21 protein-coding genes are annotated in these 24389 nt (G+C 51.7%); 10 read left to right on the top strand and 11 right to left on the bottom strand.

Going from position 1 to position 24389, the window contains the following annotated elements:
• Positions 1 to 3: 3 nt before the first annotated feature.
• Both SIB79_RS00220 and SIB79_RS00215 read right to left on the bottom strand, forming a co-directional pair.
• Positions 4 to 642 carry a hypothetical protein gene (locus SIB79_RS00220; RefSeq protein WP_155724586.1) on the bottom strand — a complete coding sequence of 213 codons (639 nt, stop codon included), beginning with the start codon at positions 640 to 642 and terminating at the stop codon, positions 4 to 6.
• A 239-nt stretch (positions 643 to 881) separates the two neighbouring features.
• Positions 882 to 1667 carry a hypothetical protein gene (locus SIB79_RS00215; protein ID WP_063403118.1) on the bottom strand — a complete coding sequence of 262 codons (786 nt, stop codon included), beginning with the start codon at positions 1665 to 1667 and terminating at the stop codon, positions 882 to 884.
• Between the two features lie 623 nt (positions 1668 to 2290).
• Here SIB79_RS00215 and SIB79_RS00210 point away from each other — a divergent pair.
• Positions 2291 to 2698 carry a hypothetical protein gene (locus tag SIB79_RS00210; RefSeq protein ID WP_063403119.1) on the top strand — a complete coding sequence of 136 codons (408 nt, stop codon included), beginning with the start codon at positions 2291 to 2293 and terminating at the stop codon, positions 2696 to 2698.
• A 172-nt stretch (positions 2699 to 2870) separates the two neighbouring features.
• Here the strand turns inward: SIB79_RS00210 and SIB79_RS00205 are convergent, their stop codons facing one another.
• Entirely contained in the window at positions 2871 to 3245 is a 375-nt protein-coding gene (locus tag SIB79_RS00205; RefSeq protein ID WP_063403120.1) for a hypothetical protein, read from the bottom strand.
• A 113-nt stretch (positions 3246 to 3358) separates the two neighbouring features.
• Between SIB79_RS00205 and SIB79_RS00200 the strand changes: the two genes are divergently transcribed.
• Complete coding sequence (locus SIB79_RS00200) at positions 3359 to 5017, top strand: alpha-D-glucose phosphate-specific phosphoglucomutase (protein WP_063403121.1); 1659 nt, start codon at positions 3359 to 3361, stop codon at positions 5015 to 5017.
• A 2-nt stretch (positions 5018 to 5019) separates the two neighbouring features.
• Here SIB79_RS00200 and SIB79_RS00195 read toward each other — a convergent pair whose 3' ends face one another.
• From SIB79_RS00195 to SIB79_RS00185, 3 genes are read right to left on the bottom strand one after another with little or no spacing between them, the layout of a single operon-like run.
• Complete coding sequence (locus tag SIB79_RS00195) at positions 5020 to 5304, bottom strand: hypothetical protein (protein ID WP_063403122.1); 285 nt, start codon at positions 5302 to 5304, stop codon at positions 5020 to 5022.
• Positions 5305 to 5308: 4 nt separating this feature from the next.
• Complete coding sequence (locus SIB79_RS00190) at positions 5309 to 8746, bottom strand: efflux RND transporter permease subunit (protein WP_063403123.1); 3438 nt, start codon at positions 8744 to 8746, stop codon at positions 5309 to 5311.
• 9 nt (positions 8747 to 8755) lie between these two features.
• Complete coding sequence (locus tag SIB79_RS00185) at positions 8756 to 9883, bottom strand: efflux RND transporter periplasmic adaptor subunit (protein ID WP_063403124.1); 1128 nt, start codon at positions 9881 to 9883, stop codon at positions 8756 to 8758.
• Positions 9884 to 9934: 51 nt separating this feature from the next.
• On the opposite strand from SIB79_RS00185, the gene SIB79_RS00180 reads away from it, so the two are divergent.
• Complete coding sequence (locus SIB79_RS00180) at positions 9935 to 12142, top strand: AAA family ATPase (protein WP_063403125.1); 2208 nt, start codon at positions 9935 to 9937, stop codon at positions 12140 to 12142.
• Positions 12143 to 12225: 83 nt separating this feature from the next.
• Here the strand turns inward: SIB79_RS00180 and SIB79_RS00175 are convergent, their stop codons facing one another.
• The 3 genes from SIB79_RS00175 to SIB79_RS00165 form a co-directional block, all read right to left on the bottom strand.
• Complete coding sequence (locus tag SIB79_RS00175; RefSeq protein ID WP_063414270.1) at positions 12226 to 12909, bottom strand: hypothetical protein; 684 nt, start codon at positions 12907 to 12909, stop codon at positions 12226 to 12228.
• 200 nt (positions 12910 to 13109) lie between these two features.
• The gene (locus tag SIB79_RS00170; protein WP_236072536.1) at positions 13110 to 13604 is read right to left on the bottom strand and encodes a thymidylate synthase; all 495 of its coding nucleotides are present in this window, start codon (positions 13602 to 13604) and stop codon (positions 13110 to 13112) included.
• 29 nt (positions 13605 to 13633) lie between these two features.
• Entirely contained in the window at positions 13634 to 14287 is a 654-nt protein-coding gene (locus SIB79_RS00165; protein WP_063403128.1) for a 4'-phosphopantetheinyl transferase family protein, read from the bottom strand.
• A gap of 2 nt (positions 14288 to 14289) precedes the next feature.
• On the opposite strand from SIB79_RS00165, the gene bcp reads away from it, so the two are divergent.
• On the top strand, positions 14290 to 14757 hold the full coding sequence (bcp, locus tag SIB79_RS00160) for a thioredoxin-dependent thiol peroxidase (protein ID WP_063403129.1): 468 nt from the start codon (positions 14290 to 14292) through the stop codon (positions 14755 to 14757).
• Here bcp and SIB79_RS00155 read toward each other — a convergent pair.
• Both SIB79_RS00155 and SIB79_RS00150 read right to left on the bottom strand, forming a co-directional pair.
• On the bottom strand, positions 14735 to 15490 hold the full coding sequence (locus tag SIB79_RS00155; protein ID WP_063403130.1) for a type III pantothenate kinase: 756 nt from the start codon (positions 15488 to 15490) through the stop codon (positions 14735 to 14737). The two genes, bcp and SIB79_RS00155, sit on opposite strands and share 23 nt — an antisense overlap.
• On the bottom strand, positions 15448 to 16248 hold the full coding sequence (locus SIB79_RS00150) for a phosphoadenylyl-sulfate reductase (protein WP_063403131.1): 801 nt from the start codon (positions 16246 to 16248) through the stop codon (positions 15448 to 15450). The genes SIB79_RS00155 and SIB79_RS00150 overlap by 43 nt, the downstream gene beginning before the upstream one ends.
• A 72-nt stretch (positions 16249 to 16320) precedes the next feature.
• Here SIB79_RS00150 and SIB79_RS00145 point away from each other — a divergent pair, with 72 nt between their 5' ends.
• The 6 genes from SIB79_RS00145 to SIB79_RS00120 all read left to right on the top strand — a co-directional run bounded on the left by SIB79_RS00145 (position 16321) and on the right by SIB79_RS00120 (position 24369).
• Positions 16321 to 17490: an NAD(P)/FAD-dependent oxidoreductase gene (locus SIB79_RS00145; protein WP_063403132.1), complete on the top strand. Its 1170-nt coding sequence runs from the start codon at positions 16321 to 16323 to the stop codon at positions 17488 to 17490.
• Positions 17487 to 19163, top strand: a complete 1677-nt coding sequence (gene hflX / locus SIB79_RS00140; RefSeq protein ID WP_063403133.1) for a GTPase HflX — start codon at positions 17487 to 17489, stop codon at positions 19161 to 19163. Before SIB79_RS00145 ends, hflX begins: the two co-directional genes overlap by 4 nt.
• Before the next feature lie 2 nt (positions 19164 to 19165).
• Complete coding sequence (locus SIB79_RS00135; RefSeq protein ID WP_063403134.1) at positions 19166 to 20986, top strand: SLC13 family permease; 1821 nt, start codon at positions 19166 to 19168, stop codon at positions 20984 to 20986.
• Between the two features lie 105 nt (positions 20987 to 21091).
• A complete protein-coding gene (locus SIB79_RS00130) occupies positions 21092 to 22495 on the top strand; it encodes a TrkH family potassium uptake protein (RefSeq protein ID WP_063403135.1) in 1404 nt (467 codons plus the stop codon).
• 24 nt (positions 22496 to 22519) lie between these two features.
• Positions 22520 to 23224 (top strand): potassium channel family protein, encoded by a 705-nt coding sequence (locus tag SIB79_RS00125; protein ID WP_011824937.1) that lies wholly within the window; start codon positions 22520 to 22522, stop codon positions 23222 to 23224.
• A 5-nt stretch (positions 23225 to 23229) separates the two neighbouring features.
• Positions 23230 to 24369 (top strand): anhydro-N-acetylmuramic acid kinase, encoded by a 1140-nt coding sequence (locus tag SIB79_RS00120; protein WP_063403136.1) that lies wholly within the window; start codon positions 23230 to 23232, stop codon positions 24367 to 24369.
• The last annotated feature ends 20 nt before the right edge of the window (positions 24370 to 24389 follow it).

The raw sequence follows: 24389 nt of genomic DNA, 5'->3' as shown, positions 1-24389 counted from the left end.
AAACTAACCAAATTCTAGGGCTTCAATCAATGCCCGTACCTGACAAACCGATGCCTGCCATAAAGAATAGTCAAACCTATTTATTAAATAAAACTTATAGCGAGAAGCAGAAGACATAGTGCATAAATCATTAGACTTAACTTCATCACTAGTGACATTTTTCCTCCTGATCCGCAACTTCTCCCAAACTTCTTCTGGACTATCCCCTTGAAGCCCTTCCTCAAAAAACGATGAATAAATAGAGCCAGAAGCGACTAGATGGGAGACAAAGAGATCTAAAAACTCGGTCGGAATCATCAGATCAAGAGGAACAGTAGACAAACGCGGACCATCAATAAAGTCATGACCAAAATGAGCCAAAATAAGTCTTGACTGCCTATTACGCGTAAACCAATAACATGACATTTCATACCTTCCTTGATCTAGGATAGCAGGGAAGTGGCTGGAATTCACTCCACTATTCATTATAAAATCAAAATATCTCTGTTCCCCTTTCGGCAAAATAGGCTTGAATTGATCTGAGAAGTTAGCTTCTTCGCCCAAATAAGAATCATATTGTAAATCAACAATTTCATTTAACGACAACCTTGAGTCAGAATCCTGGGGAAAATAATCACCAACCAAGCCAGAGCGAGAGGGCAAGCTCCACCGCAAGTTCGCCGTAATAGACAAAAAATTATCAAAGCCTCATTGAACTGGAGCACTTCTCATGCACACTCAACGAACTCACATTGAGAATAAATGCTCATACTTTTCTTAAGAAACATTAAGCCTAAAGATGGATAGGCTATAGCCTGGGCATCTCTAAGGGCTAAACACGGGTGAATACAAACTCGAACGGCAGCTGTTCAAATACAGGGATGGGACCGAATATGAGAGATTCAAGTAAAAACTGGCATTTGAATTTCATCGCGATCCTTTACACATGGAAAATCTAGAGCATGTCGCTGAAAACCATCAGCTAGATTCACGGGTGCCTTTACATGAGGAACTGTATACAAATTAACAAGCGTAAGCTCCATGCACTCAGGGTATACATTTAAACCATCAGCGTAGTAAACAGTATTATTATTTGGATGCACATGAAGCACTCCAAACACGCTCATCAGCCTTGCCAGAATAGCAGAAAAAAATCCGAAGCCTTCATCCGTATTGATATACCTAAGATCATGTATCTCAACCATAATTAAATCAAATCGCCGCATAAAATACATGTCTTCACTTTTAAATAATCCCCACTCATGACCCTCAATATCCATTTGCAAAATCAAATTATCCTGCGAAGTACCTACGCAAGCATTAACCCACTCTTGAAGCGAATACCACTTTTCACCATCAGGGAAAGCACGGCTTCCAAGCCATGCTTTTTCGAAAAAAATTAAATCTTGATACTCGTCACTGCCAGCCAAAGCGTCAACTGTTCCATCAATGGCGTAAAGAGGCTTTTTGAAAATTCTAACATAATCCAAATCAAAATCACACATTGTGGCGACACCTGGAGAGAAGCATGCGCTGGAACCCGCTATCAAGCTTCCAGGGCACAAATATCCACCATCATTATTTCCACCCAAGCGAATTAATGGCTCAAATACATTCACCACATTTTCATAAATCAAAGAGTAAAAGCCTTGTACCAAATCCCTCCTAAGGGCTGTTGGTTCCTGCATTTTAAAAAACTTATCTTAACTCTGCGAGAATAGCATGGTCCATATATAAAAGCTCTGCAAGATGATTGCAAAAAAATCGACAATATTTTTCACAGCAAACACCATCGGATAGTCTCACTTCAAGAGTATAGGGTTCGACGACAGCAAGTCTGACAGAGGCAAAAAGGCTCTGATCCTGAGTCATGCCCAAACAAAGTAGAAGCCAATATTGCTAATTATCTACTAAGGCCTAGATCATCTGCCTGATCATTTTCACTCTGTCAGTTTTGACAAGCAGCGGTCTCCCAACAAAATCGTGAGCAGATCCTTACCTAAGTCTTCCTGACCCTTTAAACAAATCGCAAAAATTAATCTGCCGATCATCAAAATTGTAAATCTTACCAATCCCTCATCATGCATCGAATCGAAAAAATCTATCCGCTAGAAAGATACAGAATTTATAATTACCGTCATCGCTGAACTAAATCTCTGCAGATGCTAATCTCACTGAAATAGAATTGGAAGAAAATTACGGGGCAAAGGCTTAGTTTATCTACAAATAATTTGGCAAAGTCCAGATAGCAAACGATTCACCGATCGCAAATCCTGAGCCACAATCAAAGCATCCAGGGCAGAATGCCACCATGAGCCCGCTCAAAATCCATCCGGCCTTGGCCATACTCGGCCTGTTTGCCATCTCTGCACCTGCTGCACGCAGCGATGTGGAATACATTCCGATCCCAACCAAAGAGGAGCTGCGCAGCATCCAACTTCAGGCCTATGCCTGCTCTCGAGACAATGATGCGGAAGCCTGCCGCAGCACCCGAGAATTGATCGATCCTTTACTAGACCACCCCCGTTTGCCATCCTCTTGCAAGGATGTGGTCTGGGATTTGCTTCAGGTGGCCAACAAGGTCCCTAAAAACAGCTTCCAGCGCAGGGATGCTATCGATCAGCCCGCTAAACGACTCTCCATCATTTGCATCAATCCAGCAAAACAAACAGCTCCTAAGCCTTCCCAACAAGGTGGCCTGGTCCCCCAACAAAGCTGAACCAGCAAGCACGCAGCAAGCAATTGATGTGGAGATCATCTTGATCAGCTGCTGCCTCAATGAAATGCGAATCTGCTGGCCTGTTTCAGGCTGTGTAAGAGCAACCCCAAATCCTGAACATCCAGGAGATGGCTTCCAGTCATGACCCTGAACTAATCCCTAGGCTCAACAATCAAGGTTCGACAGAATCAGTGTCGAGTAAATCCAACAAAGTCTCTGCTGTCGTCGTCATCTGAGCAAGACTGAACTCTCCTTCTTGAGAGGCAATTTGAGCCGCCAATTTGCACAATGAGGACGACCGGCCTGTTGCGCTGCAGCTCATGGTGAGATCGAGCAGGGCATTTGTAAGTTTGCCGCGCAGGCAGCTTTCACTGCCGGACCTCACAATCACAGCCTCAGCAGCTGTACGCGTGACCTGTTCGGCTTGCGGATAAGGGATCTGACGAATTCCTTTAAACGCCATCGACGGAGTTGTTAAAAGCAGCATGGCACCAGCTAAAGCCAGCCCATAGGCTTGGCGGCCCATTCCCCAACAACTGAGCTGCATCTCAGCTCCTCTCAATGATCTTTGCGAACACTAGCCGCGAGAACTGGAGGGGGCCAAAACAGGATCGATGATTGCGTTTGATTAGGTTCGATGAAGAACTGCCTTCGTCTCTGATGACCAGCTCGGCCCAGACGGGACCCACACAGCGCCAGGTCCATCTAGACACACCCTTCAACGACCAAAAACCAGGGACCTCCGGCCTACGCAAAAGCAGCAAGCAATTCGAACAAACCAATTACCTGGAGAGCTTCATTGAAGCAATCTTCCAAACCCTTCCTGGCGTTGAGGGGGGGACTCTGATCTTGGGGGGAGATGGTCGCTACGGCAATCACCGCGCCATTGATGTGATCCTGCGCATGGGTGCTGCTCATGGCCTAAGCCGAGTGATCACCACCACAAATGGCATTCTCTCCACGCCGGCAGCATCCCATCTCATCCGTGCCAATAAGGCCATCGGAGGAATCATCCTTTCCGCTAGCCACAACCAAGGCGGTCCAGATGGCGACTTCGGCGTCAAAGTCAACGGTGCCAATGGTGGCCCAGCAGCTGAATCACTCACAAACGCGATCTACGCATGTAGCCAGGCATTAGAGAATTACAGCCTTGTCGATGCAGACGTAATCCCACTTGAGACCCCCGGCAGCCATGCCATCGGTGGCATGGCCGTAGACGTGATCGACGGCGTTGAGGACTATGTAGAGCTAATGCAGAAGTTGTTCGACTTCGAGCGCATCAAGCACCTCATCAAAACCGACTTCCCAGTCGTCTTTGATGCCATGCATGCCGTCACTGGTCCCTATGCAAAACGGCTACTGGAAGGACTTCTCGGTGCCCCAACTGGCTCTGTGCGCAACGGAGTTCCGCTTGAGGATTTTGGTGGAGGCCACCCAGATCCCAACCTCACCTACGCCGCTGAACTGGCAGACCTCCTCCTCAATGGCAAGGCCTACAGCTTCGGTGCCGCCTGCGATGGTGATGGCGACCGCAACATGATCCTGGGCAGAGGTTGCTTCGTTAACCCAAGTGACAGCCTTGCAATCCTGGCTGCTAATGCCAACGTTGCACCGGCCTATGCCGATGGGCTTGCTGGGGTGGCCCGTTCCATGCCCACGAGCGCCGCAGTGGATGTTGTGGCCAAACAACTCAATATCGACTGTTTTGAAACTCCCACCGGGTGGAAATTTTTCGGCAACCTGCTTGATGCAGGTCGAATCACCCTCTGTGGTGAAGAAAGCTTCGGCACTGGCAGCAACCACGTGCGTGAGAAGGATGGACTATGGGCAGTGCTCTTCTGGCTACAGATCCTGGCAGCGCGACGGTGCAGCGTCGCTGATGTGATGACACAGCATTGGCGTCGTTTTGGACGCCATTACTACTCCCGTCACGACTACGAGGCGATTGCTAGTGAAAATGCTCATGGTCTTTACGACCGATTGGAGAGCATGCTTCCTCGACTAATCGGTCAACCATTCGCCGGGCGCCAAGTGAGCCAGGCGGACAATTTTAGTTATAGCGATCCAGTGGATGGCTCAGAGACACAATCTCAAGGTCTACGCATCCTGCTGGAAGACGGCAGCAGAGTCGTGGTTCGACTCTCGGGCACCGGCACCAAAGGTGCCACATTGCGCGTTTATCTAGAACGCTACGAACCTAGTCATGGCAACTTAAATCAAGATCCCCAGCATGCTCTAGCCGATCTAATCAATGGCATCGATGCGCTTGCCGAAATTCAAAAGCGCACTGGGATGCAACGCCCAACGGTGATCACTTGAGCTCAGCGCAGCCACCACTCCCGTGGGCGGCGGTGATACTCCGCCTCGGTGGTGCTTTGTTGCAGCTGGCGCATGCTTTCAATCACCACTGCTCCAAGAGCTCCAGATAGCGTGACCATGATGAAAAAAAGGTTCAGCCTCTGACTGTGAATATCTAAAGGAGTGTTTAAGATCACCGTACGCAAAAAGAGGGCAACAACACCTCCGAGCAAGAACCCCACCAGCAGCGCTATCAATACCCTCGTACCGCTGAAGGGCTTCTTTGTTATTGAGCGAGAGCGGTTCATTGGTTTATCCCTGCCCAAAGGGGTCTCCCGAATTAAGTAAATTGGTGCTGCCTTGTTCTGTATCACTAAAGGTGCCTACAAGAGCTTTAACAACGACGTAAAAGACAGGCACAACAAACAGCGAAAGGAAAGTTGCAACCAAAAGGCCACCGAATACAACCGTGCCAAGAGAAGCTTGGCTGCGGGCTCCTGCTCCGCTAGCCAAGACCAACGGCATAAAGCCAAAAAGAGACGAAATAGCAGTCATAATGATGGGCCTCAGTCTCGACTTGGCTGCCTGCCTTGCTGCTTCAAGGGCCGTAACTCCCTCAGCCATGCGTTGATTAGCCAAATCAACAATCAAGATCCCATTTTTAGCAGCTAGACCAATCAACATCACAAGGCCAACCTGTGCATAAATGTTGAGAACCTCGCCACGCAATGCCAGAAACAACAAGGCTCCAAGCATTGCAGTAGGAACTGTCATCAAAATAATCAGAGGGTCTGCATAACTCTCGTATTGAGCTGCAAGCACGAGATAAACCACCAAAATTCCCAATGCAAAAATCACAACAGCTAGTGCACCAGCTTTTACTTCCTCTCGAGATATCCCTGTCCAATCAAATCCGAGGCTCTTAAGATTCTGAGCTGCAAAAAGCTCCTTCATACCATTAATTGCCTGCCCCGAGCTCTTACCAGCAGCAGGTGATCCTTCTATTTTTATCGATCTGTAAAGGTTAAAGTGAGAGATCACACTTGGCCCAACAGAAGGTTCAACTGTTAAAAATTCCGAGAGCTGAATCTGCTCACCCGCCCGATTCTTAACATAAATTGAAGCTAGATTTTCAGGTGCAGACCTTCCCAATTCATCGGCCTGAACATAAACACGGCGAACCTTACCTTCCTGGAAGGTATCATTAACATAGGCACCTGCAAAATTAGCACTAAACACACGCATTGCAGAGCTGAAGTCAACATCAAGAGAGGCCATAATGTCCCTATCGACCTCAACTCGTAGCTGCGGAGATTCAGGCGAGAATAAAGTCCTTACACTACTCAACAATGGATTTGCTTTCGCCTGCTGAATAATTTGACCAGCTGAGGAAAAGAAGTTGTTTAAGCCATAAGCACCTCCACTCTTGTCAAGTAATTGGAACTCAAATCCACTACCAATGCCGTATCCAGGAATCGCAGGCGGCTCTACAACAAAAATCCTCGCGCCATCAATAGCCCCAAAAAACTTCTGATTTAGGCGTCCAACAATTGCATCGGCGGATTGATCACGATTTTTCCGCTCATCCCAATTACGCATCCCAATAAAAAACAATCCTTTATTAGGGCTATTGCCATCAAAACTTGCTCCACTAAAAATTGCTGCTGAGGTGATATCGGGTTCGCTGCGCAATATCCCAGCAACTTGCTGATTAATCTTCTCGGTGACCTGAGTCGACACACCTTCTGGGGCCTGCAACACGCCAATGGCATAGCCCTGGTCTTCAATAGGAACAAATCCACCTGGAATCGCAGTAAAAGCAACACCGGTCAGCAGAACGCCTACCGCAAGAATTCCCATCACGAGAGAACGACGACCAAGAACCCACTCGAGCAGATCGGCATAGCGCTGCTCAAAGACGGAATAAATGCGATTGAAATGACTAAAAATCCATGGTGTATACCAACCCAAGCTCAAGCCAAGGCCAGCGAATAAAACGACTGGCAAGGGATTTGAAACTCCTGCGATGAAAAGGCCAATCACAGCCCCTGCAACAGAGAATGGCAGCCTCAACGAACGGCCAGTCAAGCGAGACAGCACAAAGCCAAGAGTTGCAGCCATTGCTGTAGGAATCAAGGCCAGCGCCGCACCACCACCACCAACTAATAGTCCGTATATAAACCCAATGACTGCACCAGAAATTGCATATGTATTGCGTCCCGGAGCGGTGCATTCCCGGCCCAAAAGCAAGGCAGAAAGCATGGGAGAAAAAGTTAAAGCATTAAAGGTAGAAATCGCGATAGCGAAAATAATCGTTGCTGCAAACTGCTTGTAGATCGAACCCGTAGCGCCAGGGAAAAATAACACTGGCAAAAACACTGAGAAAAGAACCAAGGATGTAGCAATAACTGCAGAGAAAAGCTCATCCATTGTTGACTTCGCAGCGTCCAAGGCAGTCATCCCTGATGCCTGCTTGGTTGAGGTATCTTCAATCACTGTGATTGCATCATCAACCACTAATCCTGTAGCAAGAACCAATCCAAATAAGGTGAGCTGGTTGAGCGAAAAGCCAAACCCTAAAACCAGAGAGAATGTGCCTAAAAGCGCAACAGGGATGGCAATACCAGGCACCAAAGTAGCTTTCCAATTCTGTAAAAATACAAACAGAATAAGAACCACTAAAATGATCGCATCCCTAAGCGAATTGGTCACTCCATTAATTGATGCATTAATAAAGTCTGTATTGTCATAGATTTTCTCCATCTTCATGCCGACAGGCATTTTGGCGGTAAATTCTTCGAGAACATCTTTTACTCCATTGGAAACCTCTAGAGCATTACTGCCACTCAATTGATAAACAGCCATACTCACAGAAGGGACTCCCTGCAAATCCGTAGCGCTGTTGGAATAGCTTTCACCACCAAGCACAACACGGCCGACATCGCTGAACCTCACTAATCCGCCATCCCCTGTGGTCCTAACGACCATATTTTCAAAGTCTCCAATGCTCACAAGGCGGCCATTTAATTGCACAGGAAAAGTAAATATCTGCCCTTCTGCAGATGGTTCACCTCCTACATTCCCAGCAGGAACCAAACGGTTCTGGCTTTCAATCGCCCCCATTACATCCGCTGAAGTCAGGCCAAAAACCTCAAGCTTTTCATTATCCAGCCAAAGCCTAAAAGCAACCTTACGGTTACCAAAGTAGGTCACTTCACCTACTCCCTTAACCCGCTTAACTTCGTCCGTTAGGCCCAGATCTAGCAGCCCACTAATCGTTTCTACACTATATTCAATATTACTTGGATCTTCGCTAACAAAATTATAAAGAAGCAAGATGGAATTGGAAGCCTTATTAACACTAACCCCTGCCTTGCGCACTGCTTCCGGCAACTGTGGCTCTGCCAGCGCAACCCTGTTCTGAACATTAACTTGATTAATGTCGCTATTACTACCACTTTCGAACGCAACAGCAATCGAGCTCACCCCATCAGCCGAGCTTGAGGAAGTTAAATAGTCCATATTCTCCACACCATTAATCTGCTGCTCCAGCACACTGGTCACACCCTGTTCAACCGATTCAGCATCGGCACCGGTGTAAATTGAATTTACTTTTACTGTTGGCGGAGCAATATCCGGAAGCATTTCAACTGGCAAAATAGGGATAGATATCAGTCCAGCAATGACAATCAACAAACTGCAAACTGTTGCTAAAACAGGTCGAGTAATAAAGTTGTTTGATGCAGACATCTATTCGCCTCAGTTTTTAACAGAAATAGGCATACCATGTCTCAATTTCAAAAGATTTGTTGTGATCACCTGCTCGCCAAGTTTGAGCCCTTTTGTAACTGCATAGCGCTGCTTCTGTAATTTTCCCAACGTCACAGGGGTCTGCAAAGCAAAACGTGTTGAGGGGGGTAACTTACGAAGTTTATCAAGAGAAACATTACCAGAAAAAGCTTCAAGCTCTTGGAAACTTCCCACTCGATAAACAAAGCTCTGGCCCGAAGTTTGTGTTACCGCAGCAAACGGAACAGACAACTCCTCTCTAGCATCCAATTGAACCCGCGTTCGCAAGCGCTGGCCATTTCGCAGCGATCCATTACCATTCTCAAAGGCTGCCTTCACTAGTAAGCCCTGGGTAGTTCTATTTACAGTCGGGCCCACAGAATTAATTTCACCAGTCGCCATCACATCTGACAATCCAGTCTTGCTGAGAAATACAGGCAAGCCAATCTTGATCCGATCAGAGAATGTGGCAGGCACCTCAACTCGAGCGAAAAGCCTGTTGTTTCTGATCAATTTAGTGAATGGATCACCAGAACGGATAACATCTCCAACCTTGACATCAACATCAGCCACAATCCCTGAAATTGGAGAACGCAAATTGCTATATGCAAGCGTTGCTTCTGTGGCTTTTACCTTTTCTCGAGAGGCGATGTACTGGGCCTTGTATTCATCTCGGTCCAATGCCGAAGCAGCTCCTTGAGGGACCAAAAATTCATATCGTTGCCAATTGAGTTTGTTCTTCTGCTCCTGAGCTTTGAAATCTGCCAATTCCGCACGGATCTGAGCTTGATCAAGCACAACCAACATCTGACCAGGCTGAACCTGATCACCCTGATCAATCTTTAACTCAATAATTCGACCAGAAGCTTGTGCAGCAAGATGCACCTCCTCCTTGGCCTCCAAGGTGCTCACCGTATCAATATCGTCCGTGAATTGAGCCGTCGTCACAGGGGTCTGGCTGACGGTAATCGGCGAGAAAGGTATTTTCGCCTTGCCACAGGCGCAAAGCAACAACACCGTAAAAACGACAAGAGCGCGCTGCTGATTCGGCACTAATGACTTGTTCAACAGCCTGATTATGGAAAGTTTCCAGCTCACAACAACAAGTCACCCCCTAGCGCAAGAATTGTCTACCAATGCCAGAGCTCATTGGATCAAGATCTGTTCACATACCAGGGAGATCAGGAGCTAAAGCGCCATGCACCACTAGCTGATCGCCTGCGCCCTAGAACCCTGGAGGAATTTGTTGGCCAGGGTTCGATCCTGGCGGAAGGACGTCTCCTACGCCGAGCCATTGCTGCCGATCGTGTAGGTAACTTGCTGCTACATGGTCCTCCAGGTGTTGGTAAAACCACCCTGGCCAGGATTATCGCTGGCCACACCCGTGCCAACTTCAGCAGCCTCAATGCTGTTCTGGCAGGAGTCAAAGACCTTCGCCAAGAAGTAGACGCAGCCAAGCAGCGGCTAGAGCGACATGGCTTACGCACCATTCTGTTCATCGACGAAGTACACCGCTTTAACAGTGCCCAACAAGATGCCCTGCTGCCCTGGGTAGAGAACGGCACCGTGACACTGATCGGTGCCACCACGGAAAACCCCTATTTCGAAGTCAACAAAGCGCTAGTAAGCCGCTCCAGGCTGTTCCGACTACAAGCCCTCGAGAGTGAAGATCTTCATCGCCTCCTGAAACACGCTCTTCAAGATTGCGAGCGGGGCTATGGCGATCGTCAGGTGATGCTCAGCACAGCAGCTGCAAACCATCTCGTCAATGTCGCCAACGGCGATGCTCGCAGTCTGCTCAATGCTCTCGAGCTCGCTGTGGAGAGCACCCGTCCCAATGAGCAGGGCTCAATCCATATCAACCTTGCCATCGCTGAAGAATCAATTCAGGAGCGGGCAGTTCTCTACGACAAGCATGGGGATGCCCATTTCGACACCATTAGTGCCTTCATCAAATCCCTACGAGGCTCAGATGCCGATGCAGCTCTGTTCTGGCTAGCGCGCATGGTGGAGGCTGGTGAAAACCCACGCTTCATCTTCAGACGCATGCTCATTGCCGCTGGAGAGGACATTGGCCTCGCTGATCCCCAGGCGATCGTGGTTATAGAAGCCTGTGCTGCAGCCTTCGAGCGAATCGGCCTACCGGAGGGTCTCTACCCCTTGGCACAAGCCACCCTTTACTTGGCCTGCGCCGAAAAAAGCAACAGTGTGCTGGGTTTCTTCGAAGCCCTGCGCACGGTGCGGGAGGCCCAGCATCAAGACGTCCCCAGCCATCTCCGCGATGCCCATCGTGACGGAGCAGCCTTTGGAGATGGTGTCGGCTACCGCTACCCGCATGCTTTTGCGGAACACTGGGTTTCACAGCAATATCTACCCACCTCCCTGCAAGGAGAAGTCTTCTGGCAACCGAGCCAAAAAGGCTGGGAAGGGCGCCGGCGCCTGCTCATGCTGGAACGAAGGGCAGCACAGCTCGCCGCAGCAAGCGAATCAGCCCAGGAGAACCCATTGCTCGTTAGCAGTGGTCCAGAAACACCTGAACTCGAGAGATGGGTGCAACGCCAGCTCAGCCAAGATGGAGAACGCCTAAACCACCTGCGCGAACGCCTCTGGTCTGGAGTGACTTGCCAACGCCACCATCGAGTTCTGATGATCGGCGGACACTCCTTGCTCTGGGCACTCGATCCGCTTCAAGCAGTGCCTGAAGGCGGTGTCACAATCCTCTGCGCAACAGCGCAAGATCAGGCGCGCCTAATAGCTCAACTCGATCTGCTCGACCCCATCATCCGCCCTGAACTGATCGATGGAAGCAGCGAAGCACTCCAAGACTTACCAGCAGAACATCAGTTCGAATGGATTGGGGGACGTCTCTCCAGCCAAGACATTGCAGTTAAAGAACAAAAGAAGCTTTGGAGCCTGATCAGCCAGCGATGCAACGATGAAACCGGCCTAAGGCTCCTGATCAGCCATGCAGACATCGGGCCGGCCGAGGCCCTACTGCAATTACTAGAGAGCAAAGGAGCCAATCCCGCGGAGAGGAATCTGCTAGCACCACTCATCGCTCGCGAAAAGATCTGGCTTGAAAGCCAGCGCCTCGATTCCCTCCTTGCACAAAACCTGAAGGAGTGCGGCTGGCAGCTGACCTGGGAGAGATGGGAGGAACTCCTGACTTTGCAGGTGGATGAGGGCCTTGAGCATCGCTGGCTCAGCGAAGGGCGACCCTACCGAGACCTAGTAGCGAACAATGCATCGTTAGAGGTTCTGGAAAACCTCAAGCTCATTCTCAAGCGCACGCGAGGACAACAACTACCCCAACGCCTGATCCATCAACGCATCATCGGCAGCCGCAGACTCCACTAACACTGCCACACCATCGGGAAGACCAACAGCAATAAAAAAAGCCCCGGCGATGCCGGGGCTTGAGAGTTGTGATCAAAAACGGATCACCAAAGGCCACGAATGGGCGACGAGCTGTAGGACGACAAGTCGTTAGAAGAAGTCTGACCTGTTGTCTTGCCGCCATAAATCCATCTGGGAGCAAGCTGATTGGCCTGCACACAAGCGGGAAGGAAAACGTACCAAGACAACAGGGAGGTGCACTGAGCGTCACCCTGGCACTTGCCATCTGCACAAACATTCTGACTGCCGTCAAAGGTGCCACAGGTGTCGGCAAGACGGAAAGCAACAGGCAGGTTTGCCATAATCCCCTGTGAAGAGATGCTGCCATCAGCAGAATCAGCAATGATGGCTGCACGAAGGCCCTGCACAGCCGTAGCGGTCATCTTCCAGTAAGGGAAGTAGCTCTTGGTCTGATTCTTAAGGAAGACAACCCCATCATCGGAGTAAAGGAAACGAGTCACGTCGATCACGTCGACGTCATAGGTTTTGGTCATACCCTGCTGAATTTCATCAGCAGACCAACCTGAGCGGTCAATTCCTTGATCAAGAGCCCGATCAAGATTAGTCTCACCAGTGCTCAAGAAAGTTTCAAAGTCGTTGGAGGTCGTGGTCCAAACAGCACCACCTGAGTTCCAGCGAACAGGTGAATTGGTACCTGCCTGCGCGGGGATCGCTAGGACCGACAAAGAGGCGCCGGCAAGCAAACCGGCAGCAAGACGAGTGAACACGGACGATTGAGAATAGATATCTAAATTAAACTAGCTGCTAAAGATAGATTCGCCAACACAGCGCATTGCCCTTTCCCAAAATCAAACTTTTGGCAGCACTTCAGGCCGTAATCAAACTGGTATTGAGCCAAGGCTGAAAGATCGAGGATCTCATCGTGCCCCAATAATCAAGCGGCCTAATCAAGTTGATGTCGCAATATTCAAATGTTTTTCAAAGGCAAAAATGCACTCCATCCATCAGGACAACGACCCAAAAAGGGTTGTTTCAACCTGGAAACATTGCCTCTGCAATGAAGTCTCTCGAGCCTAGTTCCGCTGCTGTCACGACGCACAATGGCTAAATAGGCTTCCTCACCATGTTGAGGAGCCAGCCACAACATAGTGAGGTTTTTTGATCGTTGCACATGTGCGATGAGAGGTTCTCCGACAGTCAGGCCCAGCTCATCCAACGACGAGGCAAACTCACCCCAATAGAAACGTGTCATCTGAGCTCGGGTGAAAGACAACAACAACGCTTCGGCCTCGCTGCGCAGGTTGAGAGTGGCCTCCCGTTGTGCCAAGCGAGACGTCACATCTTCACCACTCGACCAAGTTCCAGAAGCCATGAGCGCCTGCTCCTGATGCATCCCCAACAAACCCATCACTGCCAAAAGGGCTGCGGCTACAAGCGATGGGGCTTTCTGTGAGCTCAGCATGCCGAACATGAGCGTCTCAACAATGACCCTCAAACTAAGCAGAGCATTGGGGAATTAGACATCGCACTTAAATCACTCACCACCGCCATGCTCCAAATGTTGTGATTAATTCGATGCACATCGACCTGATGCCCCAATAGCTCATGAACAGCAAACGCAGAGTCGACCCCACAACGCCAATGAATCAGATCCGCCGACAGGCTGCCCCGCTGCCATTTAATCGCTGCTTCTTTAATTAGCCATTGCTCAAGCACGGCATCCCGCAAAGCCTCACCCCGCAAATGGCAGAGAGCTGACTGATCGTCAGCACAGAAATAACGACGTGCAAGCAACTCCGCAGCAATAGGACGGTCACTACGCTCCAAATCCACCCCGACCCGTTGAGGAGACCAACCCACCAGCAGTGCATCTTGACAGTGACTGAAGCTGATGTATCCCCAGCCATTTGCCAGCTCTGGAGGTTTGCCTGGAGGGGCCTGCAATGGAATCTCAAGTGCAGACACTTGCCAGAGGTCAGCGAGGGCATCACGTACATAGCCACGAGACTGTCTGAACTGCCTTGATCTCCGCGCAGACAATCGCCCAGCCCATTGGTCCTCCTCCGGACTGATAGGCATCAAGGGAGCCTGCATCGGAAATAACCACAACGCCAGTACGCTTCGGCTATTGAGTTGAAGCGGCATCAATGACCCTGCAGATTGGTAATCCAGCACCAGATTTCAATCTCCCCAATCAGGATGGCACCCTCGTTCAGCTGGCATCACTAAGAGGTCAACGGGTTGTGATCTACTTCTATCCGAAGGACGACACCCCTGGATGCACGAAGGAAGCCTGCAATTTCCGCGACCAATGGGAACGCTTCGAGGCCAATGACATCAAGGTGCTTGGTATCAGCAAAGACGGTGCTACATCCCACACCAAATTCATCAACAAGTATCAGATTCCTTTCACCCTTCTTAGCGACGCGGAACCCTGCCCAGTGGCCAGCTCCTACGAAAGCTATGGGCTCAAAAAATTCATGGGACGCGAATACATGGGCATGATGCGCCATAGCTTTGTCGTCGATCCAAAGGGCAATCTGGAACTGATTTATCTAAAGGTGAAAGCCGCAACCATGGCCGATCAAATCCTCAAAGACTTGGGGCTCGACTAATCCGATCGTGCACGTCAACCATCCCCTCCAAGACAAGATTCGGATGATGCACCACATCAAGACCCCTCTGACTGAGTGCTTCCTGAAGAACCGAGGCATCACCTCCACATAACCAAAGCGGTAGTGCAGCCTCACGCTGAGCCTCTAGAAGAGTGCCAAGCAGTGCCTGGAGGCTGCCCCGACGCATGGCCTCGGCCGTGGCGAAAGGAAATGGTTCAGCACTAACTGAGCCAATGCCTGGATCAATCAGACCTTGGGTCCCCTGCGCCATGGCACGTAGCTGCAGACGTAAACCCGGCACCAACTGTCCACCAGCAAAATCACCAGCGGCCGTCACTCGCGTCAAGCTCAACACTGTGCCGGCATCGGCCACAAGCAGGCCTGAAGACGACATCCCACTGGTGTGAGCTCTTCTCAACGCACCCCAGGCCGCCAAAGCTCGATCAATGCCGAGCCATGCAGGCATTCGGGTTAAGGGCACATCCCCCAACCCCAAGCGCCGGTTCGGATCCAAGGCAACTCCCGCAGGGATCGGACCAACAGCAGCCCATGCCAAAAGAGGGGCCTCAAGCGTTTGAAGCTTGAGCGGATTGGGAACGCTATGGCAAAACTGCCATTCATCAGCCTGATACTCAGCCCAATGCCAGCGACTGTTGCCAATCAAGAGGCAATGCCTAACAACCTCCACCTTTAGATGCCTTCGCCCAACACACCTGGGAGGTGAAGGCCGCATTCCTGCTTAAGACCTCCAAAGCGTGTCTCCCGTCCAGACGCCTCCCCCCCATCGGGAGCACTGGAATGCCAATCGCCGACCGTGGAGTAACCCTTTTCAAACAGAGGATGCTGCGGCAACTGATGCTCCTGCATGTAATAGAAAACCTCCTTGGGAGTCCAGTCGAGTAAAGGCCTCAATGAAAGGCGATTACGAATCAGATCCAAAAAAGCCATTGAGCGCCGATAGTCGGTCTGATCACTGCGCACACCACTGGCCCAGCAATGCACATGGAGATCATCCAGAGCCTGCTCGAGGGGCTCCACCTTGCGAATACGGTGATATGTCTCCAGATCCTTCACCGAACCTGTCTCCCAGAGCCGGCCATAGATAGCCTCCATCCGAGCGGGAGACATTGGGCTTTGAACCACCTTTAAATCCAACCCAAGCTGACGCGTGAGCTGATCCGCATAGGAATAGGTCTCTGCTGGTAGATAGCCCGTATCCACCCAGACCACAGGGACCACCGAACCACCATCAAGACCATGGAGCATGTGCAGCAGAACAGCTGATTGAATGCCGAAGCTCGTTGTAAGAACAAAGCCTTGACCAAACTGTTTCAGTGCCCACTCAAGACGCTTCTGGGCAGAAAGATTGGCAAGGTGTATCCGTGCATCTTCCAGAGGCATCTCGAGAGTCGAGGCAACCTGCACACTCGGAGATTGGCCTGCCGCAGTAGACGTGGCAATGGAAACCGTATCAATGGAGCCATCAGTCATCTCCCCATTCTCCAATGTCGCCGTCCACAACAGAGTGTTTAAGGTTCGAGAATCATCCCAGGCTCATCGCGCATGATCCCCAACCGGTCAAACGCCAATGCCGTGGTGGTTGTCGGAGGCGGATTTGCAGGGCTAACGACCGCGCTCGCTCTCAGCCACTGCCAACCTCGCCCCCCCATCGTGCTGATTGAACCGCGCCAGCGGTTCGTCTTTCTCCCCTTGCTTTACGAACTCTTGAGTGGAGAGCTTCAGGCTTGGGAAGTCGCACCTCCTTATCACTCTCTACTCAGTCACCGCGGTATTGCCCTTCTCGAAGACCGGGTTGAAAGCATCGACACCAAAGCAAAAACGGTCACCACCAGCTCAGGACTCAAGCTCAACTACGCACAACTAGTACTCAGCACTGGCTCAACTCCAACAGATTTCGACATTCCCGGGGTCCGTAAACACGCCCTGATGTTTCACCGTCTAAACGACGTTGACGTGCTGCGACAACGAATTAAAGAACTTCAATTACGTAGAAATCCTCGTCAGGGCCTTGTGATTGTTGGAGCGGGACCAACTGGCGTGGAACTGGCCTGCAAGCTGGCAGATCTCCTTGACGGTGCTGCTGAACTCCACCTCATTGAGCTTGGCGAAAGGGTTCTGCCCAGTGCGAAAGCCTTCAACCAAGAACAAGCCGAGCGAGCACTCAGCAAACGTGGTGTTCACGTTCATTTGCGCACGCAAGTTCGAGCCATCTCGACAGACCAGGTTGAACTCCTAAGCAAACAAAAAGAACCTGCCATCAGTTCAGCAATAACGCACAGTGGTCTTGTTTGGACAGCCGGCACAAGAGCAGTCATACCAGCACTCAGCCCCGACTTTGTCCTTACCGAAGCAAGACTGCCTATCGATTCGTGCCTACAAGTGATAGGACTCAGTGATGTGCTTGGCCTTGGCGATGCCACTTACAACAAAGACCACTCCTGGCCGTCCACAGCCCAGGTCGCACTTCAACAAGGTGAGCTCGCGGCTCGAAACGTGATGGCACTACGAGCAAGCAGTCCTCTCCAGCCTTTTGAATTTAAGGATTTTGGCGAAATGCTCAGCCTGGGAGTAGGAGAAGCCTCCCTCACCGGCATGGGTTTCACACTCGCAGGTCCTCTGGCTTTCCAAATTCGCCGGGGTGCCTATCTAACAAAACTACCTGGATTGTCTCTAGGCCTGCGCTCAGGCGGGGCCTGGTTGCTCGGACATTGAAACAAGCCCACCTCGCTGGCCGCACCAAGGGACTACGCCCTTCACAACAAAGACAATTAGAACGCCTCAGTCACCGCCGGCATCCCGAAAGGGAAGGCGCCGATCAGCTAACTCTAGAACGGCTAGCTGAACAGGTGATTGAGCTATGCCAACCACTCCATTTAGTGCTTGATAGCCGTGGATTGTGCCGCCTTCTTTGGGTCGGTCCTCTCGATGGATCCGGCCAACTTCTCGCCCATCTTCCTGAATCACCCCGTCGCAAGAGCGCTGGATGGCGCTTAATCAGCTGCTCTCTAACGCTTCAGCGAAACAACCTCAGGCCAGAACAACATGATGCAATCGTGGCACTCGATCTAGCACCGAACTCCTGGCTACGTTTTGCCCCCACAGCAGATCGAGGAGGTCGCAGGATTGCTGCCCTCTGGCAACCAGACCCAAAGGAGATCTCGGGATGGAGCTTGATCGAAGCCAACGGACTAAGCGAGCTCTGCCAACACAGCCAAGGATCAACCGCCAAGCCAGAAGTCAACCCCCTACCGTCAAAGGACAGTAGGGAACGGGTCCTACTACTGACCCTTACGGGACCAGAGCAAAGCCGCAGCGAACGCGACCTTGCTGAGCTCGAGGGGTTGGTACGCAGTGCAGGGGGGCATCCTGTAGCAGTTGTGCGACAAAAGCAGGGGGCTCCTAATCCTCAGACCCTCTGGGGCAAGGGGAAACTACAAGAGACCGCCTTGGAAGTTCGGCGACATAGCGCTTCTCTAGTGATCACAGACCGTGAGCTCAATCCTGTTCAGGTCAGGAATCTGGAGCGCTATCTCGACTGCCCTGTCATGGATCGCAGTGAATTAATCCTAGACATCTTTGCCCAGCGCGCCTCTAGTGCAGCAGGCCGCCTTCAAGTGGAACTAGCCCAACTTCGCTATCGCATGCCAAGGCTAATGGGGCGAGGTCGCAGCCTATCCCGTCAGGGAGGTGGCATCGGCACACGCGGGCCCGGCGAGACCCAACTCGAGAAAGACCGGCGGGCGATTACAAGGCGCATCGAGCACTTGTTACGTGAGGTACGGCAACTGCAAAACCATCGCGCCCGACTACGCAACCGCAGGGAAGGTCTGCCAAGGGTTGCACTCGTGGGTTATACCAATGCAGGGAAATCATCCCTACTCAATGCTCTCTGCAGTCGAAACGAGCACAGCAAAGTGCTGGCAGAGAACAAACTGTTTGCAACCTTGGATCCAACCACCCGACGATTATTGATTCCTCAGACAGGTGGAAAACCCCTCGAGCTTCTTATCACAGACACTGTGGGCTTCATCCGTGAACTGCCAGCGCCATTAGTGGAAGCCTTTCGGGCCACTCTGGAGGAAACTCTTGAAGCCGATCTCCTCCTAGTGGTTGTGGACTTGTCAGACACAGACTGGCAAGCCCAACTGGACACAGTGCATCAGTTGCTTAATTCCCTTGGCGCAGAATCAATCCGGCAGGTGATAGCCAATCAAATTGATCGCTGTGATAGCAGTGCACTTGAGACAATCCGCAGCATCGACCCGAAGGTGATTTATCTCTCCGCGGCCTCAGGTGCCGGGCTGCAAGGACTCAAACACTGGCTGAAGGACCAATTCTGGGGTCACAGAGCAGAATCGGCCCCTCTGCATTCTGTAAATACCTAACTATGGCTGTGCTGAGCACCGCTATTCAAAACCCCCAAGCCCTCATCACCCTGGCGGTGTTGTTGCTGGCGGTGGTGCTCTTCATCAGCGGTGCCCTTGCACCTGAACTCACTGGCCTGCTGAGCATGGCACTGCTGATGGCCACAGGTGTCCTAACTCCCCAACAAGCCCTGGCTGGATTTGGCAGGCCTGCCCTGATTACGCTAATGGGCCTGTTCGCCGTCTCTGCAGCCTTATTCCGCAGTGGTGCCCTGGATCGCGTGCGCGAACTGATCGCATCCGAGCGCATTCGCAGCCCACGCCGGTTGATTGCCTTGTTAGGCCTAGTGGTCGCTCCCATTTCGAGTGTCCTCCCCAACACACCCGTCGTCGCCTCGTTGCTACCTGTCATCGAAGCCTGGTGTCATCGACGCCGGATCTCTCCGTCCAAGGTTCTGCTGCCACTATCATTCGCAGCGCTTTTCGGCAGCACACTCACACTGCTGGGGAGTTCAGTGAATCTGCTGGTCAGTGACATCAGCGAGCAACTGGGCAATGGATCTCTAGAACTGTTCAGCTTCACAGCCATCGGCGTGCCGATCTGGCTCGCCGGAACCACCTATCTCATGCTTGCCCCTCAGGCCCTGTTGCCAGACCGTGGCAGCAACAGCGATGAACTAGGAGACAACAAAGACCAGACCGGTTACTTCACAGAGGTCACCATCCCTCAGAACTCGCAACTGGTAGGACAATCCCTACACAACAGTCGTTTACAACGTCGTTTTGATGTAGACGTGCTGGAACTGCAAAGAGGTCGAGAACGACTCCTACCGCCCCTGGCTGATCGCAGACTGGAACCTGGCGACCGACTGCTTCTCAGGGTCACCCGCGCAGACCTACTTCGTCTCCAACAAGAACACAACGTACAGCTAGCAACAAGAGAGTCGATCGCTCCGTCCTCACTGTCCCCATCTGGCCTGGGCGAAGGGCAAAGAACTGTGGAAGTCCTCCTACCGGCAGGTTCAACTTTGGCTGGTGCAAGTCTGCGTGAACTGCGATTTCGGCAACGCCACAACGCCACAGTTCTTGCTCTGAGGCGTGGTCAGCAAACAGTGCAAGAGCGTCTTGGACAAGCTGTTCTACGCGAAGGCGATGTCTTACTGCTGCAAGCCCCACTGGACTCCATTCGCGGCCTACAAGCCAGCAATGATTTGCTGGTCCTTGATCAACTGGAAAACGACCTGCCCACAGTGCGCCGCAAACCACTGACCATCGCCATTGCTTTGGCCATGCTGATCATGCCGACAGTGACTGCCCTGCCACTGGTGGCAGCGGTCCTCCTTGCTGCAGTCGCGATGGTGGCAGGAGGATGCCTTCGCCCAGGGGAACTTCAGCGATCAATTCGTCTCGATGTGATTCTGCTGCTGGGGTCGCTCTCCAGCTTCAGCGTGGCAATGCAGAAAACTGGCCTGGCAGATGCTCTGGCAAGCAGCTTTGAAACCTTGCTGAATGACTGGTCCAACTACTTAGCTTTACTAGTCATCTTTCTGGTCACCACGCTCCTCACCCAGGTGATGAGCCCAGCCGCATCCGTTGCACTACTTGTCCCAGTGGCCATCCAACTCGCACCTGGACTAGACCTTCTACCCAATGCACTGGTCTTCACCGTGCTATTTGGTGCAAGCCAGTCTTTTCTGACCCCAATGGGGCATCAGACAAACCTGATGGTGTTCGGTCCTGGGCGTTATCGATTTCTGGATGTAACCCGTTACGGAGCTGGCCTAACAGCCCTGATGACCGTGATGGTTCCTGGGCTGATCCTTTGGCATTTCGGCGGATCTTGAATACAGCAGAACTGTGCCACCATTTGCAGAATCTGGTTCTATCCATCTGGGGAGAATCCTCAGGACAACCTTTGACTCTCGTCGCGATAAAGCGGAAACCCATCGGTGCCATTTCCTAAAGCCGTCCATCGCACACAGGATTTGTACCGTCGCCTAACGGTTCCTCAATTCACTGTGGTCACAGGTTTGCTGGTGATCATCGCTGGGACTCTAATTCTCGCCACTCCGGTCTGCTCTAACGCCAAGGTGGGCTTGTGGGAAGCATTTTTCACGGCGACCTCAGCAGTGACCGTGACTGGACTTTGCATTATTGATATCGGCCAAGATCTAACCAACGTCGGCCAGGGGGTTCTTGCAGCGATGATCCTTGCAGGTGGCCTTGGGCTGATGGCTATCACCACCTTCTTACAAGGTTTTGTGGTTCGCGGAACTGAACTGAGATGCAGGCTTGATCGAGGCAAAACCCTCGATGAATTCGGAGTTGGCGGCGTAGGCACGACTTTTCGAGGCATTGCCCTCACCGCAACAGTGCTGATCCTGATTGGCGCGATCGTGCTCTACATCTTTGGCTTCAATGACATCACCAACCATGGAGAGCGACTGTGGGCTGCACTTTTTCACAGCATCTCTGCCTACAACAACGCCGGCTTCGGCCTATGGTCTGACAGCCTGGAGCACTACCGCAGCAATGCGGTAGTCAATATCGTGATCATCGTCCTGATCGTTCTTGGTGGACTGGGATGGAGAGTCACCAGCGATCTCTGGAGCAATCGCAAACAACTACAACGCCGCAACCTCAGTCTGCATACCCGTCTGGTCATTCGCACATCCCTGATCCTGATCCTGATCGGAACCGTGGGGCTAGTGATCACTGAATCACTAAGCCAAGACCACTTCCTCTCAAGCATCGGTTGGTCTGAGCGACTGATGAGCTCGCTATTCGGCTCTATCAGTGCCAGAACCGCTGGATTTACCACCGTGAACCTCTCTCTCGAGAGCATTTCCGATTCAGGGCTACTTCTGCTAATGGCACTGATGTTCATTGGAGCTAGTCCCGGAGGTACTGGCGGTGGCATCAAAACAACCACCCTGGCCGCCTTAATGGCCGCCACCCGTTCAACCCTGCGTGGCCAAGACGATGTCGTCATCCGTAATCGTCAGATTTCCGACAAGGTGGTCTTGAAAGCCGTCGGCATCACAGTGGCATCCCTGCTTTTCGTGCTTGTGATGGCCTTATTGCTGGGTATGTCCAGCAGCCTGAATGGAGAGCAAGCCTTCACCTTTCTAGAAATGTTATTCACATGCATTTCAGCCTTTGCCACTGTGGGGTTCGATGTTGGCGTCACCCAGAATTTGAGTCATTTCGGACAACTCGTGCTGATCGTCGGCATGTTTGTCGGACGACTCGGCATCCTTCTGCTACTCAGCGCAATCTGGGAAGCCGTCAACAAAGATCGGCTCCACCGTCAAAATCGCATCGGCTATCCGCGAGAAGATCTTTATGTCTGAACTTTGGTTTGCTGAGAAAACACAATGAAAGAGTGGTGGAACTGGTCACCCCAACAAGGCACCCCTCAGCTTGGCTTTGCGGTAGTGGGAGTAGGGCGCTTCGGGAGCGCCGTCTGTCGTGAACTCATGCAAAACGGTGCAGACGTGCTGGCGGTTGACCGTTCAGAACGATCTATCGAAGAGCTGCGACAACTGGAGCCGTCGATCGAAGCAAGAGTTGTGGACTGCACTGACGAGGAATCGATGCGAGAAGCAGGTGTGCTCGAAATGGGCACCGTTGTCGTGGGCATCAGCGAACCGATCGAAGCAAGCATCACAACCACGCTGATTGCCAAGGACAGCGAGGGCAGCAAAGTGCAACAGGTGATTGCCCGAGCCACCAGTGACCTACACGAAAAGATGTTGAAGCGGGTTGGCGCTGATCGGGTGGTGTTCCCCTCGAGGATGCAGGGGGAGCGGCTAGGTCTTGAATTAGTGCGGCCCAACCTGATGGAACGCTTGGAACTTGATGACCAAACCTGCATCGAAGAAATCAAAGTTCCCGATCTGTTTGTTGGACATTCGCTACGAGATCTCAACCTACGCAAGAACTACCTGGTAAACGTTCTGGCAGCTGGACCAACCAAGGGACTGCACGTCAACCCTCCCGCAACGTATGTGCTCGAAAAAGAGCATGTGCTTGTCGTCATGGGATTGGTTGACGACCTCAAGAAACTTCCCAAAACCTGACTTCAATGCGCGTACTGGGGCTGATGAGCGGCACCAGTGCTGATGGTGTTGATGCAGTACTCGCTGAGTTCAGTGGTTCACCATCTGAACCAAAATGGTCGCTACTAAATCTTGTCTGCATCCCCTACCCAGAGGATCTTCGCCAAACAGTTGTCAACGCAGGACAAGGCATCAAACTCAATAGCCGTGAATGGCTCGAGCTATCTGAGTCCATCACCGAGGTTCATGCTCAAGCAGCTCTGGCCTGTGACCCCAGCGCACAAGCTGAGCTCGTGGGTTCTCATGGTCAGACTGTTTGGCATCGTCCTCCTCAGAAGAATCATCGCGGCGCCAGCTGGCAAATCCTGCAAGCCCCTCTACTGGCTGAACTGCTCAAGCGCCCTGTTGTTCATGACTTCCGAGCCGCAGACCTGGCACTAGGAGGCCAGGGAGCACCTTTGGTACCTATGGCTGATGCCGCACTGCTAGGTCGAGTAGGGGGCTGGCGTGGGGTGCTCAATCTTGGAGGGATTGCCAATCTCACCCTGATTCCTCCCCGGAGTGGTCCGGATCGCCTTGCTTCAGTTATGGGCTGGGATTGCGGCCCAGCCAACAGCCTGATAGATCTTGCTGTTGAACAGATCAGCAAAGGCAAGCTTGCCTTTGATCATGATGGAATCATCGCTGCCAGTGGACATCCGCATACGACCACGATCGAACGCTGGCTGAAGGAAACCTTCTTCCAACTCCCTCCTCCCAAATCAACAGGCCGGGAGCAATTTGGGCTTGCCGATCTAGAGCAGCGCCTCAAGGAACTCCCCAAGATGTCGAGGGCCAATCGTGTCGCCACATTGACCGCTTTCAGCGCAGCCGTTGTGGCACAGGATCTGGACAATCTTCACCTTAGAAATCTGGTTCGCCCCCTGGAACTCATTGTTGCTGGTGGTGGAAGCCGAAATCCTGTGCTGATGAACGAACTCAGACAACGCTGCCGTGGCGTGCGACTCCTCAATAGCGATGAGCTAGGCCTCAGCGCTGAAGCCCGAGAAGGTCTTGCCTTTGCATTACTTGCCTGGTGGCATTGCCTCCAGTACCCAGGCAACGCTCCGGCCATAACAGGGGCCAAGCGTGCGGCAGTTCTTGGTGTGAGAGCTGATCCAGCTTGATTCGCCAAGCAGTTCATTGA

It is taken from the genome of Prochlorococcus sp. MIT 1342, assembly GCF_047304495.1.
Classification (GTDB): Bacteria; Cyanobacteriota; Cyanobacteriia; order PCC-6307; family Cyanobiaceae; genus Prochlorococcus; species Prochlorococcus marinus_D.
This window is presented reverse-complemented; position numbering and strand designations above follow the sequence as displayed.